Here is a 17238-nt window from a genome sequence, read left to right on the forward strand (position 1 = left end):
TATCTCCCTATTCTTATGAGCATAATTATGAATATATGTTTTATTATAAGCTCACAACTATCTTATAATTCATTCTTGCAAGTTTATGCTTGTTTGTTTTAGTCGCTAATGCTATGTTAATTATATTAGTCTCCGTCAGACGCCGGAAGGGCCGCCGTAATTCTACGCGCAGCATCCCGGCGGGGATATTTCAGTAAAATGATTCAGATCTTGGGAACTATTCTTCGGGAGGCATAGCATGAAAGATGTAAGCGAAGTCCAATCGGTCTCCAATCTGCCGATCATATGGGTTTTATGTGCCGCCACGGTTCTGATTTCCGTACTTCAGACCACGCTTTATGTCAGGAAATGTCTTTCAATATCGAAAAAATCGCAGCTGGACCCTTCCCTCTCCAGGCAGGCCTTCCGAATCGGCATGATTTCGGCCATCGGACCTGCGCTCGGAGTCTTTATCGTCATGGTAGGACTGATGGCTTCCATCGGAGGTCCCATGGCCTGGCTCAGACTTTCCATTATCGGCGCTGCCCCGACGGAGCTCTCCGCCGCAAGGATCGGAGCGGAGGCCTATGGCGCGGAGCTCGGTTCCGACAAATATACTCTCACAGCTCTTGCGGTTTCCTGGTTCACCATGGCCCTCAACGGAGCGGGCTGGCTTCTTTTCACGGGCATTGCGACCCCTTCCCTTGAAATCCTGCGAAACAAGGTCTCCGGAGGGGACGCAAAGTGGCTTGTCATTTTGAGCGGGGCCTGTTCTCTGGGGATCTTCGGCTATCTGAATTCCGGCGATATCCTTAAGGGCTGGGGAAACAGAACCGCGGTTATCGTCGGTGCTCTCGCCATGATTTTCCTCGTAAAAACCGTATGCAAAAAGTTCCCGAAGCTGATGGAGTATTCCCTCGGAATCGCGATGCTCATCGGAATCGCCGCCGCGATATTGGTGGAGCCCTGAGGGATAAGCGGAGTTCCGAAATCCCGCAGTTTCATATGCAGCAGCTGTCATGGAAATTTTCCGCGCTTTTCGGAGAAAGGAGAAGACTGTGAAGGAAGAGGAGCTGATGAAGGAATGGAAAAGCTCTTCCATTCGCATAGGCAGTCCCACAAATATCATGGCTGCCTTGACTGCCTTTATCCCCGTAATCTGGCTGTGCAGCAGCCATAATTGCTGGCCTCCGCTGCAGACCGTCCTGACCGCATGGGGAATGGTGGCCGCATCCTTCGGTGCCTTTTATTTCGTGGAGCCGATATCCTACTACGCCGCGCTGGGGATGACCGGAACCTATCTGAGCTTTTTATCGGGAAACATCGGAAATATGCGTGTCCCCTGTGCCGCCTTGGCCCTGGACACAACGGGTTCCAAGCCGGGGACTCTGCAGGCGGAGCTCGTTTCCACCATGGCTATCTGCGGCTCCATCATCACCAATCTGATCGCCACCAGCTCGGCGGTACTGATCGGCTCCGCCGTCTTATCCGTGCTCCCGGCGATCGTCGTAGACGGACTCACAAAATATGCGAGCTCCGCAATCTTTGGGGCAACCTTCGGAAACTTCGCCATAAAGTATCCAAAGCTTGCCGTCTTTGCTCTGCTGATCCCGGTCCTGCTCAAACGCTTCACATCCTTCCCTCCTGCCTTTGTCATCGCATTTTCAGTCTTTGGCACTCTCCTGATCGCGAGAATCTTTTATAAAAACAAGTGGATAAGCTCATAACGCCATGCCGATAAGGAGGATTTATCATGTGGGAAAAATGTAAAGAACTGCAGGACAAGCTGCTTCGCATGCGGCGGGATCTCCACCAGATTCCGGAGCTTGGCGGAGATCTCCCGAAGACCCGCGCTTATCTGGAAGAGCGGCTTCAGGAGATGGGGATTCCCTTCGAGGAAAACAGCTTTGACAGCGGTCTGATCGCGACGATACAGGGTTTTAAGGATGGTCCTGTCCTCGCTCTCCGCGCGGATATGGATGCTCTTCCGATCACGGAAGAAAATGAGGTGGATTACATCTCCAGGCATAAGGGCTGCATGCATGCCTGCGGCCATGATACCCATATGGCGATGCTGCTGGGAGCCGCGGAGCTCCTTTTCAAAAACAGGGATCGGATCCCCGGCAGTATCCGCCTTTTGTTTCAGACGGATGAGGAGGGCGCTCAAGGGGCCAGAAGGATGGTCGATCATGGCTGCATGGACGGCGTGAGCGCAGTCTTCGGGACCCATATCGGGACCATTCTTTCGAAGGAAATCCCCGCCGGGACGGTGATATGTACGCCCGGCTGCTGCATGGCCTCCTTTGACAAGTTTATAGTGCGGATCCATGGCTCCGGCTGCCACGGTTCAACCCCGGAAAAGGGAGTCGATCCCATCAATATAGGAGCACATCTCATCCTCTCCCTGCAGGAGATCCTTGCGAGAGAAATCCCCGCGGTAAAGCCTGCGGTCCTGACCGTCGGACATGTGGAGGCCGGGAAGACCTATAATGTCATACCAACGGAATTTCTTCTGGAGGGCACGATCCGGACCCTGGACAAGGAAACCCGCGATTTCCTCGCAAAAAGGATTCAGGAGATCTCTTCTCAGACCGCGGCGCTCTTCCGCGGAAGCGCAGAAGTGCAGATGATCTGGGGAGCGCCCCCTGTGGTCAACGATCCCGCCATGGCAATGCTGGTCGCCGACTGCGCGCGGGAAGTCGTCGGAGCGGAGAAGACGATAGACCATGTGGATGCGCCGAACATGGGGGGAGAGGACTTCGCCTATTATCTGGAGAAGGCTCCCGGAGCCTTTATCTTCCTAAGCTCCTCCAATAAAGAAAAAGGAAGCGATGTCTCCCATCATAACCCCAGGTTTAACGTCGACGAGGATGTCCTCTGGATCGGATCCGCTCTCTTTGTGAAAATTGTCGAGAAATACTTTCACATAGAATAGCGGCGCAGCAGGCAGAAAGGCAGGCTCCTATGATTCCGCAGATTCCGCAGCTAAGTCTTTTTCTGTCCTATGCCCTCCTTCTTCTGCTTGCGATGTATATTTTTGTATACATCCCGAACAAAAAGAGGCATTCCGCTCAAAAGCATATGCTCGCTTCTCTCAAGGAAGGGGATGAGGTGATCACCATAGGGGGAATCGTCGGAATCGTTTCCGAGCGGGACGGCGACTATGTCACGCTTCTCATCGACAAAGAAAAAGAGGTCCATATCAGAGTAGTTCTCTATGCAATACGGCAGATAAAAGCGGCGAAACCTTAGAGGAGAGGGGAGCATGGTTTCCCCTCTCTCTTTTCTTTCCCATGATATCTGCTGAAGATCGGGGACTTTGGAGGAATTTATGACGATAAAGGATATCGCGAAGCTGGCAGGAGTATCTGTATCCACAGTCTCCAAGGTCATGAACCAAAAGGACAGCAGCATCAGCCAGAAAACCAGAGAACGGGTCCTTCAGGTTGCCCGCTCATGCAACTACTCTCCCTATGCGGCATTTATCTCCCAGCATCTCAAGTATTTCCATGCAAAGCTTCTGATCCGGGAAAATTCACTGCTCTTTGGCTCGGTCATGAAGGGCCTTCTTTCAGAAGCGCAAAGCAAAGGATACACCGTATCCCTCTCCATGATACCGAAAAGTGATCCCGAAATCGAATTGCTCTTTTCGGAATTGGAGAAATCCAGGATCGATCTGATTCTGTGGGAGCAGTCCGCGAAGGCGGATGAAAAAGCCGAGACTTCCTTTCAGAGAAAGCTCAGCGCCCTGCAGCTCCCCTCCGTTCCCCTTTTTTCTGGTGACGAGCGCTCCTTTCACATGGACCTGTCTCATATCTCCTATGGTCTTACCGAGAGCTATCATCGGAATCATTTCGAGAAAACAGCCTGCGTCCTGGATCCGGAAAAAAATTATCCCGGCTTCATAGAGGGCTACCGGGAATATTTATTCGATCACCGGCTGCCGATTCCTAAGGACCTGATCTATGATAAAAATCGTCCGGAGCTTCTGGATGAGCTGATCGAAAAATCCGTGAGCGCCGTACTCTGCCCGGACTTCAGCACTGCCATCCGGATCTATCAAAGAGCAGCCGCGTTGCATTATCAGATCCCCTCCGAGCTCTCGATCTGTACTCTGAACCATGGCTCCGAGCTCCCCTCCCTCTTCCCCGATATCAATTTTTATGAACTGCCGTCGGAGGAATTCGGGCGATTTATCTTCCGGGGGGCGCTGCAGCAGCTGGAAGACGGGGACATGATCCTCCACAGCTTTTCTCCGTCCTTCGTGAAGAACCGTCAAAGCAGAAGGCCTGTCTCCGCGGCGAAGAGAGAGTGTGAAATATGCATCGTAGGAAGCATCAATATCGATAATTATCTGAATGTCTCCACACTCCCTGTGTCCGGAAAGACCGTCTCCAGCAGCTCTCAGAATATCTATCCCGGAGGGAAGGGCACCAACGAGGCGATTGGGGCCGCAAAGCTTGGGCACCGGGTCTCCCTCATCGGAAACGTGGGAAGAGACAGAGAATCTCATCTGATCTACGATACCCTGAGGAAATATCATGTCCAGCTCCGCGGTGTTTCCCGATGTCCCGAAAAGCAGACGGGAAGAGCGCATATCATTGTAGATCCCCGCGGCGAATCTCTGATCTCCATCCTTTCCGGCGCAAACAGCTCCCTAAGTGCCGCTCTCGTCCGGGAGAAGGAAGAGCTGTTTCGGCGGAGCTCCTTCTCCCTGGTCTGCACGGAGATCCCCATGGATGCCGTTCTGGAGGCCTGCCGCCTGAGCCAAAAATACGGCGGAAAAACCATACTAAAGCCCTCCTCCTGCGGAGAGCTCCCGGCAGAGCTCCTTCGATATATCGATATCCTGATTCCCAATCTGAATGAATTAAATGAGATCTGTCCCGGCTTTGGCAGCATGCAGGAAAAAGCCCAATATTTTTTGGATAAAAATATTCCCATTGTCATCGTGACTCTCGGAAGCAGGGGCTGTTTTCTAAAAACAAAAGACTGTGAGAAATCCTATCCCGCGATCAATATCCCATCGGTAGACAGCACCGGGGCCGGGGACGCGTTCATCTCCGCTCTGGCTTCCTACCTGCTGTACGGCTATGACCTGGACCGCTCCATCCGCATCGCGGGCTTCGCGGCGGGCATCAGCACAAGCAGATCCGGCTGCGTCCCATCGCTTGCGGACAGGAATACCCTGGAGACCTATATTTCACAAAGAGAGCCTTCCCTCCTTTCCCTGGAGGAAAGCCGCCCGGAAAAGCCGAAGCCATGAAAGCCCGGCCGATGCGCAAACTGATCTCGAATGCTTTCTCCCGCCTGTGAGAGTCTGCGAGATCCCATGCATGAAAAAGCCCGCGGGCTTCTCCCGGGCTTAAAAAACGGAGTCCTCCGCTTCCCAACCTCCCCGCAGAAAACGCGGCGCGTAAGGCAGCGGAGGACTCCGCATTCCGAGAGAGCTCCCCTATTTTCCAAAGACCGCCTCATAATCCTTCCGGAATTTTTCGATGCCGATCTCCGTGAGCGGGTGCTTCATCATCTGGACGAGAACCTTATAGGGAACGGTCGCGATATCGGCGCCCGTCTTCGCACACTCTACGACATGCATCGGATGGCGCACAGAGGCGCAGATCACCTCCGTCCGGATCTCCGGGTATCCTTCAAAAATCGCCATGATATCCTCCACCAAAAGGATGCCGTCCGTTGCAATATCGTCGAGCCTTCCGAGGAAGGGAGAGACATAGCTCGCACCGGCTCTCGCCGCAAGAAGGGCCTGCGCCGCGCTGAAGATCAGTGTCACATTGGTCCGGATTCCCTCGGAGGAAAGCCGCTTCACCGCCTTCAGTCCCTCCGCGGTCATCGGAATCTTCACGACCATATTCTCATGGAGCTCTGCGATCTCCCGGCCCTCCGAGATCATATCCTCGGCCTTTATGCTGCTCGCTCTGACCTCACCGGAGATCGGCCCATCGACAATCCCCGCGATCTCCTTCAGGGTCTGTCTGTAATCCCGCCCCTCCTTCGCGATCAATGAGGGATTGGTCGTCACGCCGGCGATGATCCCCATCTCCCAGCACTCCCGGATCTCGTCCACATTCGCCGTATCAATAAAGAACTTCATCTTCGATTTCCTTCCTTTAAAAGATGATCCGTGCCGCTCTTTTTCTAAATCTGCCGCGCACGGGCCGCCCATTGCCTCATCCTTCGCCCCGCGCCGGCCAAAAAGAAAGCCGGGACGGGAGCATCCTCTGTCGGGGAAAGCGCCAAAGAGCGGGAATTTACAGCTTTTTCACCTCTTCCGCGATCCTCTCCGCGGTAAAGCCGAAATGCCGGAGGAGAAGCTTTGCCGGCGCGGAGGCGCCAAAGCTCTCCATGCCGATGGCCTTCCCGTCGAGCCCTATATACCGCTCCCAGCCAAAGGTAGAAAGCGCCTCAAGGGAGAGCCTCTTTCGGATCCGCTTTGGCAGGACCGACTCTCTGTACTCTTCGCTCTGCTCCTCAAAAAGATCCATGGAGGGCATGGATACGACTCTCACCGCGTAGCCCTCCTCCCTTAAGAGCTCCTCCGCCTCCAGGGCAAGGGAGAGCTCGGAGCCCGTCGCGATCAAGATATACTCCGGCTCCTTCTCCGGCTCCCTCAGGATATAGGCTCCCTTCAGGGCCTTTCTCCCGTCCGGGCAGAGCTGCGGAAGATTCTGCCGGGAGAGAACCAGCGCGGTCGGAGTCTCCGTGGAATTCAGAGCCGCATACCAGGCGGCCTCCGTCTCCAGGCGGTCGCAGGGGCGAAATACCCGGAAATTCGGCATGGCGCGGAGCATCGCGAGCTGCTCCACCGGTTCATGGGTCGGCCCGTCCTCCCCGACTCCGATCGAATCGTGCGTCAGAACGAAAATCTGCGGGATTCTCATAAGTGCGGAGAGCCTCGCCATCGGCTTTAAATAATCACTGAATACGAAGAAGGTCCCCACATAGCTTCTGAGACCTCCGTGGAGCAGTATTCCGTTTGCGATCCCCGCCATCGCAAGCTCCCGGACGCCGAAATGAAGGTTTCGTCCCGAGGGATTTTCCGCAGAAAAATAGGGCTCTCCCTTCAGCTCAGTCTTTGTAGAGGGCGAAAGATCCGCGGATCCTCCGAAGAGATTCGGAATCCTCTCCTTCAGGATCTGGAGCACCGCCCCGGAAGAGGCCCTCGTCGCCTCCTCCTTCTCCGCCGCCCGGAAGAAGTCCTTATCATAGAGCAGCGCGGCCTCGTCCTCCCTTCCGTAATAGCGCTTCCAGAGCGCATAGAGCTCCGGAAAACGCCCGCGGTAGTCCTCCATCTTCCTCTGCCAGCTTCTCTCCGCATCCCTCTTCGATTCCGCGAGCTCTCTGTAATGCGTATAGACCTCCGCCGGCACATAAAAGGGCTCCTGGGAGGGCCAGTGGAGAAATTCTTTCATCTTAACGATGTTTTCCTCTCCAAGGGGTTCTCCGTGCGCCTTCTCGCTTCCCTGCTTTCCGGGACAGCCGTAGCCGATCTCCGTTTTTACGATGATAAAGTAGGGCGCGGAATCATCCGCCTCCGCAGTCTCCAATGCCCTGGAGATCGCAGCGAGCTCATTTCCGTCCGGGACGATCAAGGTCTTAAAGCCGAAGGCCTGCACTCTCTTCTCCACATCCTCCGTGAAGGCAAGATCCGTCGATCCCTCGATGGATATCCCATTCGAATCATAGAGAATCGTCAATTTATCGAGCTTCCAGCTTCCCGCAAGGGAAAGCGCTTCCGAGGAGATCCCCTCCATCATGCAGCCATCGCCGCAGAGCGCGTAGCATCTGTGGTTTACGATCTCAAAGCCGGGCCTGTTGAAGATCGCCGCGAGATGCTTCTCCGCCGCGGCCATGCCGACCGCCATGGCGAGCCCCGCGCCCAGCGGTCCTGTCGTGGCCTCGACTCCGGCCGTATGTCTGTACTCCGGATGCCCCGGCGTCTTCGAAGAAAGCTGCCGGAAATCCATGAGATCTTCCTTCGTAAGGCCGAAGCCATAGAGGTGGAGAAGCGCGTAGAGCAGCATGGAGCCATGTCCCGCGGAGAGGATGAAGCGGTCCCGGTCCTCCCATTCCGGATTTTCCGGATTTATCTTAAGATGATGGGCCCAGAGCTCATAAGCCATCGGCGCAGCTCCCAGGGGAAGCCCCGGATGTCCGGACTTCGCCTTCTGAATCGCATCCGCAGACAGCACACGGATCGCATTGACTGCCTGCTCCTCAATCTGCTTCTCCATAAAATCTCCTTCTTATTATCCCGAATTTTGGGAAATTATTTTTCTTTGCTATCATAGCACAAAAAAAGCTCCCTGTATATCGGTGATCCCGCGGAATCATCCCGGCAAAAGCTCCCGCGGACCCTATTTTGTAAAGACATATTGCTCCAGGCGGCGGAAGGCCTCCTTTACGCGGCTCAGGGGGAGAGCCAGGTTCATGCGGATATGTGTTTTTCCGTGAAATCTGCTTCCATCCTGCCAGGCGACTCCGACATCCCACCCCTTCTTTAAGAGCTCCCGAAGGCTGATCCCGCGTTCCTTCATCCACTCCGCGCAGTCCAGGAAGAGCATATAGGTCCCCTCGGGCTTCTGGACGCAGACTCCGCGGAAATGCTCTTTGATATAGTCACAGGCGTAGTCCACATTTCCCTCGATCACCTCCCGGAGCTCGGAAAGCCACTCGGCTCCCTCTGCCCGGTAGGCTCCGATCAGAGCGTGCATGGAGAGAACGTTCATGTCGTTATAATGTGAGAGCGAGGATTCCTTCTGTACGCGGTCTCGGATCCAGTCGCTGTAGATGATGTGATAGCTTCCGATCAGGCCAGCGAGATTAAAGGTCTTCGAGGGCGCATAGAGAGCGACCGTCCTCTGTCTCGCATCCTCACTCACGCTCTGTGTCGGGATGTGGCGATGTCCGTAGAGGACGATATCCGACCATATTTCGTCGGATACGACATAGACCTCATGCCTTTTATAGATCTCCATGGCCTTCTCCAGCTCCCACCTCTCCCAGACTCTGCCGCAGGGATTATGGGGAGAGCAGAAAACCGCCGTATGGATCTCCTCCTCCACGATCTTTTTCTCCATATCCTCGAAATCCATGCGGAAAATCCCGCGCTCATCCCGGACAAGCGGGCTGTGGATGATGCGGTAGCCGTTGTTCTCCAAGGAGGAGGTGAAGCCGATATAGGTCGGGGAGTGGAGGAGAACCTTGTCCCCCTTCGAGCAAAGGACATTGACTGCGCTCACGACAGCCCCGAGGACTCCGTTCTCATAGCCGATATGCTTTGCCTCCAGCCCCTCTATGCCGTTTCTCTCCCTCTGCCAGCGGATAATGGCGTTATAGTACGCCTCCGTCGGGCGAAAATATCCAAAGGCCGGGTGTTCTGTCCTTTTGATGATCTCCTCCTGCACCGTCGGGACCACCGGAAAATTCATATCCGCGACCCACATCGGGATCAGATCAAAGCCCTCCTTCGGCGGATCCGGCGCAAAGGGGATCCCCGTAGTAAGCCCATCCACCGCGATAGCATCCCTCCCGTGCCGATCCATGATTGAGATGAAATCATACTTCATTGAAACGCTCCTTTCCCATCGGACTGCTGTCTTTCTTTCCAATTCCGGACCTTAAAAAGCAAAAGGCTCAGTCCGAAACGAAATCCCTTCGATACGGCGAAAAGGCATCCAGCACTATGCCCTCTTCCAGACATACACAGCCGTGCTCGACGCCCTCTGTCTTTAAAAGCGTGTCCCCCTCCCGGACGATCCGCTTCTCCCCACCGATCGTAAATTCAAAGCTTCCGCTCTTAATATAGCTGATCTGCGTATGCGGATGATGGTGGAGCTTCCCCACTGCGCCCTTTTGGAAGCGATTCTCCACCAGCATGAGATCATCGGAGTAGGCGAGAACTCTGCGCTCGATCCCTTCTCCGCCGGATTCTGATTCTGTCTCCCCATAGGGAAGCCAGCGCTCATTTTTGTGACTTATCATTCCGCTTCTCCTTTCCTCTTTGGAGGAATCATTCCCTGTTTGCCATAGAGCGCTCCTCGTCCTCTGCAGCTCTTTATCTCCCGCCAAAGCATAGCAAAATATGGCTTCCCCTGTCAATTTCTCCAGCACAGCTTCGGGGGAGGAGCCTTCGCCCCTCCCCCGAAACCGCGTCTGTATACTTCTTATTCGTTAATATATCCCGGGCTTAGATCGAAAAGCCGCGCCCGCGCTCTTCTTATTTCCGAAGCTTTGTATATCGGAAGAAGAGGCTTCCATCCGGGATCATATAATAGCCGGACACATTGTCATGCATCAGGAAGTTATTCATCTTATAGTAAAGGGGAAGCACCGGATACTGCGCTGCCTGCAGCTTATCCGCCTCCTTTACCAGCTCCGCAAATTTCTTCTGATCCGGCTCGACGCGCGCTTCATCCACGATTTTATCGTAGGCAGGGTCGCTGAAACGGACATTGTTTGAGACATCATCCGTATACACCAGGGGAAGGAAGCTCATCGGATTCAGATAATCCGCGGACCAGCCCATCGCACAGACATCATAGTTTCCCTGCCGCACGCCGTCATAGTATACCGCCCAGTCGGCGCTTGTCACATCGACGGAGATCCCCAGATTCTTTTTCAGCATCTCCGCGATCGCCTCGGCGATCTTCTTTGCCGTATCATCCGAATAGTAGGAAAGCTGTAGCGTCGGGAAGCTCTTCGGATCCTCATAGCCCGCTTCCTTCAGGGCCTCTCTCGCAAGCTCCGGATCCGCCTTCGGCTTCAGGGAAAAGTCCTCTCTCCCCTCCGTGACATCCTTCCCGTCCACGCTGTAGCCGGGCGGCAGCATGCTGTAGGCGGGCGTCGCATCGATCTGAACCACATTGCTGATCAGCTCCTCCCGGTCCACGGCGAGGCAGATGGCCTTTCTGACCAGCGGATTGTTGTAGGGCTCCTTCTGGCAGTTGATGTCATAGAACACACTGCCGTAGCTCGGCTCCATGATGATGCCCGCGTTTTCCGCCTTGAGGCGCTGGATATCTCCGGAGGGGATGGAGCGAATCCCGTCGACCTCTCCGTTCTCATAGGCGGTCAGCGCCGTAGAGGAGTCCAGGACGAAGCGGAAGGTGAGCTTTTCCAGTGTCGTGTGTTCGGCGTCCCAGTAATTTCCGTTCCGAACGAGCACATAGGACTCTCCGTTGTTCACCTCGGAGAGACGGAAGGGGCCGTTGCAGATATAGCTTTCCGCCGACTGCGTCCAGCGGTCCCCATTCTTTGTGAGCGTCTCCTCCTTGAGCGGGGAATAGCACCACATGGATACCAGATCGAGGAAGAAGGAGCAGGGTCCCTTCAGCCGATACTCAAGCGTTTGATCATCTATCGCTCTCACGCCGAAGTTGGAATCATCCCCTTTGTCGTAGAACTCCTTTGCCCCGACGATGTAATCCGTGAAAAGGTTCGCGTACTGTGCTGTCGTCTCCGGTGTGCAGACATGCCGCGCGGCGTAGACATAGTCCTTCGCGGTGAGCGCTGTCCCGTCGCTCCACTTTAGGTCCTTTCTGAGATGGAAGGTATAGACCGTCATATCATCATTGGATTCCCAGCTCTCCGCATCTCCGGCCTCGAGCTCCCCCTTTTGATTATAGGTCACAAGTCCCTCAAAGCAATTTCGGATCACATACATCGCGAAGCTGTTATTGGTATAGCTGGGGTCGATGGAATCCGGGAGATTACTGAGAACGTAGGTGAGCTCCTGCTTTCCGCTCTTCTCTTCGGACTCCGTTTTCTCTCCGGCCGCACTGCTTCCCGAGAGATCCAGCTTCTCCTCCCGGGAGCTCGCGTCCGTCCCTCCTCCGCCGCCGCAGGCGGAGAGGAAGAGAGCCGCAAGAGCTGTAAACACAAGAAGCAGTTTCCGATTTTTTTTCATACTGTCCTCCTTTTTCGGGGAGATACGACATAAAGCAGCGGGCACGGGCCCTCAGTCGTATAGATGGCAGGCGCAAAAGTGTGCGTTCCCAAGCTTCTTAAGGGGCGGCTGCTCCTCCTCGCAGACTGCCTTTCGGAAGGGGCAGCGGGTGTGGAAGCGGCAGCCGGAGGGGGGATGAATCGGGCTTGGGATATCCCCCTCTATGCTGCTCTTTTCCTTCTCCCTGGCCCTCTTCGGATCCGCGATCGGTATGCTCTCGAGAAGCCCCTTCGTATAAGGATGGAGCGGCTTCTCGTAGATTTCCTCCGCCTCCCCGATCTCCACAAGCTGCCCCAGGTACATGACGCCGACCTCATCCGAGACATAGCGCACCATGGAGAGATCATGGGCGATGAAAAGGTAGGCACAGCCGCTCTCCTCCTGAAAGTCCTTCAGGAGATTGACGATCTGGGCCTGAATCGAGACGTCCAAAGCGGAGATCGGCTCATCGCAGATCACAAGGGCAGGCTTTAGGATGAGGGCCCGCGCGATGCCGATGCGCTGCCTCTGCCCCCCGGAAAATTCGTGGGCATAGCGGTTCAGATGTTCCCTGCTGAGTCCGACCTTTTCCAGCATCGGATAGACAAGCCCGGCGGCTTCCTCCCGGCTCTTCACCATTTTGTGGGCAAAGAGCGGTTCTGCGATGATATCCCGGACCGTCATCCTCGCGTTCAGGGAGGCATAGGGGTCCTGAAATATCATCTGCACATCCTTCCGGAGGGGCTGCAGACTTCTCTGACTCAGCTTTGTGATCTCCTGCCCCTGAAAATAGATCTGCCCCTCCGTCGGCTCATAGATCCTTATGATAGTGCGTGCGAGAGTGGATTTTCCACAGCCGGACTCCCCGACAATCCCCAGCGTCCTTCCACTCTCCAGAGAAAAGCTCACCCTTTCCACCGCGTGAACCCTCTGTCCCCCACTAAGCTCAAAATACTTCCTCAGACCGCGCACATCGAGGAGCGCGCCCGCTTTCTTCCCCTCTTCCATCTGCACACTCCTTACATCGCCTGATCCGAAGATCGAAGGCTCCGATCCGACTGATTCGAAAACGGATTATTCTCTCCCGGCGCCTCCTCATCCAAGAGCCAGCAGCGGGAGCGGTGCCCTCTTCCGACCTCGTAAAAGTCCGGAAGCTCCTCCGCACACAGCGCCCTCGCATAGGGGCAGCGCGGCGCGAAGGGACAGCCCTTCGGAGGATTCGTCATGTCCGGGGGGGAGCCGGGAATCGGGACCAATCTCCTGCCCCGATCCTGCCTAAGCTGCGGAATAGAGTTTAAAAGCCCCATAGTATAAGGGTGATGCGGCGAGGAAAAGACCGCGTCGATCGGCGCCTCCTCCATGATGAGCCCGCCGTAGAGCACCTCCACGCGGTCGCAGAGCTCCGCGACGACACTGAGATCATGCGTGATGAAAATGATTCCGGTCCGGTACTCCTTCCTGAGAGCCCTGAGCTCCTTTAGGATCTGATCCTGAATGGTGACATCCAAAGCTGTGGTCGGCTCATCCGCGATCAGGAGAGCAGGGCGGTTTGCGAGCGCCATCGCGATCATAATGCGCTGCCTCATGCCGCCGGAAAACTCATGCGGAAAGGAGCGGCATCGCTTTTCCGCCTCCGGTATCCGCACCCTCCGAAAGAGCTCCAGAGTCTCCCTCCGCCTCTCCTCCCTGCTCTTTTCCGGCTGATGCACCCGTATCATCTCCTCGACCTGTGTTCCGACCCGGATCAAAGGGTTCAGGGATGACATGGGATCCTGGAATATCATCGCGATCTTCCCTCCGCGGATCTTTCGGAGCTCCCTCCCGGAGAGCTTCGTCAGATCCCTCCCCTCGAAGGAGATCTCTCCCCCCGTAATCTTCGCATTTTCCGGCAGCAGCCGGAGGATCGACATGCAGCTCACGCTTTTCCCGCTGCCGGACTCCCCTACCAGGCCTACGATCTCCCCCTCTTTGACCGAAAAGCTCACGCCCCGCACGGCCTTCACCTCTCCCTGACTTGTGAAAAAGGAGGTCATCAGATCCTTTATCTTCAGCATAAGCTCCCCTCCCTCACTTTCTGAGCTTCGGATCCAGCGCATCTCTCAGGCCGTCTCCGACGAAATTAAAGGCAAACATGATGAGAACGATGACAAAGGCCGGGATAAAGAGCTGATAGGGGCAGGATCTCAGATTTTCCGTCGCATCATTGCACATCGTGCCAAGACTTGCGAGGGGCGGCTTGAGGCCGATCCCCAGAAAGCCCAGGAAGGCCTCCATAAAGATAGCCGAGGGGATCAGCATGGTCGCAGTGACCAGGATCGCTCCCATGGCATTGGGGATGAGGTGCCGGAAAAGTATCGTGCTCGTCGAGGAGCCGATCGTCCGCGCCGCCAGCACAAATTCCTGCTGCTTTAGGCTTAGGACCTGTCCCCGCACCACGCGCGCCATGCCCACCCAGTAGACAGAGCCCAGGGCCACGATGATGCTGCCAAGGCCCGAGCCGAGAAGCACCATGATCAGGATGACATAGAGAGTCAGCGGGATGGTCGAAATGATATCCACGATCCGCATCATGAACTCATCGACATTTCCCCCGAGATAGCCGGAGATGCCGCCGTAGAGGATCCCGATCAGAAGGTTCACGATCACCGCGACAAAGGCCACGACGAGGGATACCCTGCTTCCGTACATGAGGCGCGTCAGGATATCCCGCCCCAGAGAATCCGTGCCGAGAAGATAATCCCGGTTTCGGATCCTCCGGCTTTTCGCGATCACCAGGGTATCGGGATTCACGACGAGATAGGGCTTCTTCCCGTAGTAGAGTCCGAGCTCCGAGCCCTCGTAGTCGAAGATCAGCATCTGCCTCTCACTGTCCTCCCGGAGCTTGCTCAGCTGCTCTCCGAATTCCCCCTCGGCGGAGACTCTCAAAAGCTTCATGCTCTGCGTGATATAAAGCCAGCCATTTCCGTCCGGAGTCTCAAAGACCTTTATCCTCGGGGCGATATTTGCCGCATTGAGGTCCTGCTCCGAATAGCTTTTCCCCGTAAAAAGGGGCCCGAGGACGGAAAAAAGGACAAGAAGAACGATGATCAAAAAGCCAGCGATCGCCGTCGGCTTTTTTCGAAAGCGAGACCAGACATCTCCCGCAAAGCTCCGGGTCTTCCGCCATATCCTCTCCCGCTCTTCATTCGTCTGCTGCAAAGCTTCCCAGTTCCTCTTCATCCTCTGTCCCTCCTAATCATAGCGAATGCGGGGATCGATAAGACAGTAGAAAAGATCCACAAGGAGCGTCATCCCCATTAGAAAGCTCGCGTAGAATATGGTCACTCCCATGATCGTCGTATAGTCCCGCTGCGAGACGCTGTTCACAAAGTGTACTCCGAGCCCCGGAATCGCGAAGATCTTCTCCACCACGAAGGAACCGGTCAGAAGATTCGCGATGGTCGGTCCGAGCACGGTGACGAGCGGGATCAGGGCATTTCGAAGCGCGTGCCGAAATACCACGGCCCCCTCCGTAAGTCCCTTGGCGCGGGCCGTCCGGATGTAATCCTGCCCCATAACTTCAAGAAGGCTGGAGCGCATGAGGCGCGCCATATAGCTCACGGAATATCCCCCGAGCGCAATGACGGGGAGGATATAGCCGGACAGACTCGCAAGACCGTAGGTCGGGAGGAGCTTAAGGCGGAAGGAAAAGCAGTAGATGAGGAGAGATGCGATCACAAAGGAGGGGATTGTCACGCCGATCGTGGCGAGGCCCATCAAAAGCATGTCCTGCCAGTGCCCGCTTTTTACGGCGGCGAGGATGCCCATGGGAACGGAGGCGAGAAGGACGAAGAAGAGCGTCGCGAGCCCGAGCCTTCCCGAGACCGGAAAGCCCTCGGCGATGAAATCATTGACCGAGCGTCCCGGATACTTGAAGGAGGGACCGAAATCTCCCCGCAGTACGCCGCCCAGATAATCAAAAAACTGCTTCGGAAGGGGGTCGCTCAGATGGTACTTTTTGTTCATCGCCGCCTCAATCTCCGGGGAAACCCGCTTATCTCCCGTAAACGGTCCTCCGGGTATCGCATGCATCACGAGGAAGGTGAGAAGAATCACAAAAAACATGGCGACGATCATCATCCCGATTCTTTTTACGATGTAGCGAAGCATCCGAATCCCCCTCTTTACTTTTACGCATTAAATTTATGCCGCATTGCTCTATAAAAGTATATAAAAGAAAATTATCATAGTTTTTTACCGCTGTCAACGGAATTCTAAAGCCCGCCGGGCCCCGGAGAGCACTTTTCCTGCTCCTTCCGGGCCCCGGCGGGCTTTAGAATCTTAGGATTCAGCATTAGAACCGAGGGCCTTTCGGCCCGCTTCAGGGGCAGCCGAAGCCTATTTCGCCTCCTTCCTCCTGTAGGCAATCCAGAGCGGCAGTGCCACGAGAAGCGTCCCTCCGAGCACGTTCCCGATCGTGACCGGGATCAGATTCCCCGTGAAAAGCGTCACCCAGTTGAGAGAGCTGATCTGCTCCTCCGTGAGTCCGAGATCCATGGCAGCCTTCAGATAGGCGGGGACCGCCTTTGCGAAGATCCCGGCCGGAATATAATACATATTTGCGACGCTGTGCTCAAAGCCCGAGATCACAAAAAGCATGATCGGAAAAAAGATCGCCCAGAGCTTTCCTCCGATGTCCTTTGCGGCAGTCGCCATCCAGACGGCGAGGCAGACCAGGAAATTGCAGAGAACTCCGAGAAGCAGGAAGCAGAAGAAGGAGCCCCCCACCTTGCCCGCGGCGATCTTTATGGTCATGCCTCCAAGCTCCGCTCCCCCGGCCTTGAGCTGCCCGCTGTTCACCACGATGAGCGCTGTGAAGATGCCTCCTATGAAGTTTCCGATGTAGACAAAGAGCCAGTTCTTCAGCATGGCACTCGCCTTCACCTCACCGTCCAGCACACCCATGAAGATCAGACTGTTCCCGGTAAAAAGCTCCGCTCCTGCCAATACGACCATCATAAGCCCCGCTCCAAAGACCGCTCCTGCGATCGTCTTCCCGAGGAAGAAGCTGTCCGGGGAGGCCAGGAGATGGCAGGCCGCAAGGTTCGAGCCCTCCGCGCCAAGCGCGATGAAGATCCCGGAGAGGATTCCCAGAATCAGCATCTTGACGGTGGAAAGGCTGGTCTTCATCTTTCCCGCCGCGACGGTTTTCTCCGCGATCTCCTTCGGTGTCAAAAACAGATTGTCCATACTCTTTTCCTCCTGTAGAAATTCTTAACTGCCAAAAGACCCCCGCGATGCGGTGATCTCAAGCGAAAGCTCCCGGGCGCAGGAGC

General features: G+C 55.5%; 15 protein-coding genes. 5 read left to right on the forward strand and 10 right to left on the reverse strand.

Features of this window, described 5'->3' with window-relative positions; translation table 11 throughout:
* The first annotated feature begins 238 nt into the window (after positions 1 to 238).
* The 5 genes from GCWU000341_RS06005 (at position 239) to GCWU000341_RS06025 (ending at position 5245) form a co-directional block, all read left to right on the forward strand.
* Positions 239 to 949 carry a DUF5058 family protein gene (locus GCWU000341_RS06005; RefSeq protein WP_009214929.1) on the forward strand — a complete coding sequence of 237 codons (711 nt, stop codon included), beginning with the start codon at positions 239 to 241 and terminating at the stop codon, positions 947 to 949.
* Positions 950 to 998: 49 nt separating this feature from the next.
* Positions 999 to 1706, forward strand: a complete 708-nt coding sequence (locus GCWU000341_RS06010; RefSeq protein WP_009214930.1) for a hypothetical protein — start codon at positions 999 to 1001, stop codon at positions 1704 to 1706.
* A gap of 26 nt (positions 1707 to 1732) precedes the next feature.
* Positions 1733 to 2914, forward strand: coding sequence for a M20 metallopeptidase family protein (locus tag GCWU000341_RS06015; RefSeq protein WP_009214931.1), 1182 nt, complete (start codon positions 1733 to 1735; stop codon positions 2912 to 2914).
* Positions 2915 to 2943: 29 nt separating this feature from the next.
* Complete coding sequence (gene yajC, locus GCWU000341_RS06020) at positions 2944 to 3231, forward strand: preprotein translocase subunit YajC (RefSeq protein ID WP_009214932.1); 288 nt, start codon at positions 2944 to 2946, stop codon at positions 3229 to 3231.
* Between the two features lie 79 nt (positions 3232 to 3310).
* The gene (locus GCWU000341_RS06025) at positions 3311 to 5245 is read left to right on the forward strand and encodes a PfkB family carbohydrate kinase (RefSeq protein ID WP_009214933.1); all 1935 of its coding nucleotides are present in this window, start codon (positions 3311 to 3313) and stop codon (positions 5243 to 5245) included.
* Positions 5246 to 5434: 189 nt separating this feature from the next.
* Here GCWU000341_RS06025 and fsa read toward each other — a convergent pair whose 3' ends face one another.
* The 10 genes from fsa to GCWU000341_RS06075 form a co-directional block, all read right to left on the reverse strand.
* A complete protein-coding gene (fsa, locus tag GCWU000341_RS06030) occupies positions 5435 to 6091 on the reverse strand; it encodes a fructose-6-phosphate aldolase (RefSeq protein WP_040653520.1) in 657 nt (218 codons plus the stop codon).
* A 157-nt stretch (positions 6092 to 6248) separates the two neighbouring features.
* Complete coding sequence (gene tkt / locus GCWU000341_RS06035; protein ID WP_009214935.1) at positions 6249 to 8231, reverse strand: transketolase; 1983 nt, start codon at positions 8229 to 8231, stop codon at positions 6249 to 6251.
* Positions 8232 to 8354: 123 nt separating this feature from the next.
* The gene (locus GCWU000341_RS06040) at positions 8355 to 9566 is read right to left on the reverse strand and encodes a MalY/PatB family protein (protein ID WP_009214936.1); all 1212 of its coding nucleotides are present in this window, start codon (positions 9564 to 9566) and stop codon (positions 8355 to 8357) included.
* Positions 9567 to 9633: 67 nt separating this feature from the next.
* Positions 9634 to 9981, reverse strand: a complete 348-nt coding sequence (locus GCWU000341_RS06045) for a cupin domain-containing protein (RefSeq protein WP_040653759.1) — start codon at positions 9979 to 9981, stop codon at positions 9634 to 9636.
* A gap of 235 nt (positions 9982 to 10216) precedes the next feature.
* Positions 10217 to 11905: a peptide ABC transporter substrate-binding protein gene (locus tag GCWU000341_RS06050; RefSeq protein WP_009214938.1), complete on the reverse strand. Its 1689-nt coding sequence runs from the start codon at positions 11903 to 11905 to the stop codon at positions 10217 to 10219.
* Positions 11906 to 11956: 51 nt separating this feature from the next.
* On the reverse strand, positions 11957 to 12931 hold the full coding sequence (locus tag GCWU000341_RS06055) for an ABC transporter ATP-binding protein (RefSeq protein ID WP_009214939.1): 975 nt from the start codon (positions 12929 to 12931) through the stop codon (positions 11957 to 11959).
* Positions 12932 to 12942: 11 nt separating this feature from the next.
* Entirely contained in the window at positions 12943 to 13977 is a 1035-nt protein-coding gene (locus GCWU000341_RS06060; protein WP_009214940.1) for an ABC transporter ATP-binding protein, read from the reverse strand.
* A 13-nt stretch (positions 13978 to 13990) separates the two neighbouring features.
* Positions 13991 to 15142 (reverse strand): ABC transporter permease, encoded by a 1152-nt coding sequence (locus GCWU000341_RS06065; RefSeq protein ID WP_009214941.1) that lies wholly within the window; start codon positions 15140 to 15142, stop codon positions 13991 to 13993.
* 12 nt (positions 15143 to 15154) lie between these two features.
* Positions 15155 to 16072 (reverse strand): ABC transporter permease, encoded by a 918-nt coding sequence (locus tag GCWU000341_RS06070; RefSeq protein ID WP_009214942.1) that lies wholly within the window; start codon positions 16070 to 16072, stop codon positions 15155 to 15157.
* 228 nt (positions 16073 to 16300) lie between these two features.
* Positions 16301 to 17152 carry a formate/nitrite transporter family protein gene (locus GCWU000341_RS06075; protein WP_009214944.1) on the reverse strand — a complete coding sequence of 284 codons (852 nt, stop codon included), beginning with the start codon at positions 17150 to 17152 and terminating at the stop codon, positions 16301 to 16303.
* Between the last annotated feature and the right edge of the window lie 86 nt (positions 17153 to 17238).

It is taken from the genome of Oribacterium sp. oral taxon 078 str. F0262 (assembly GCF_000160135.1).
GTDB lineage: Bacteria > Bacillota > Clostridia > Lachnospirales > Lachnospiraceae > Oribacterium.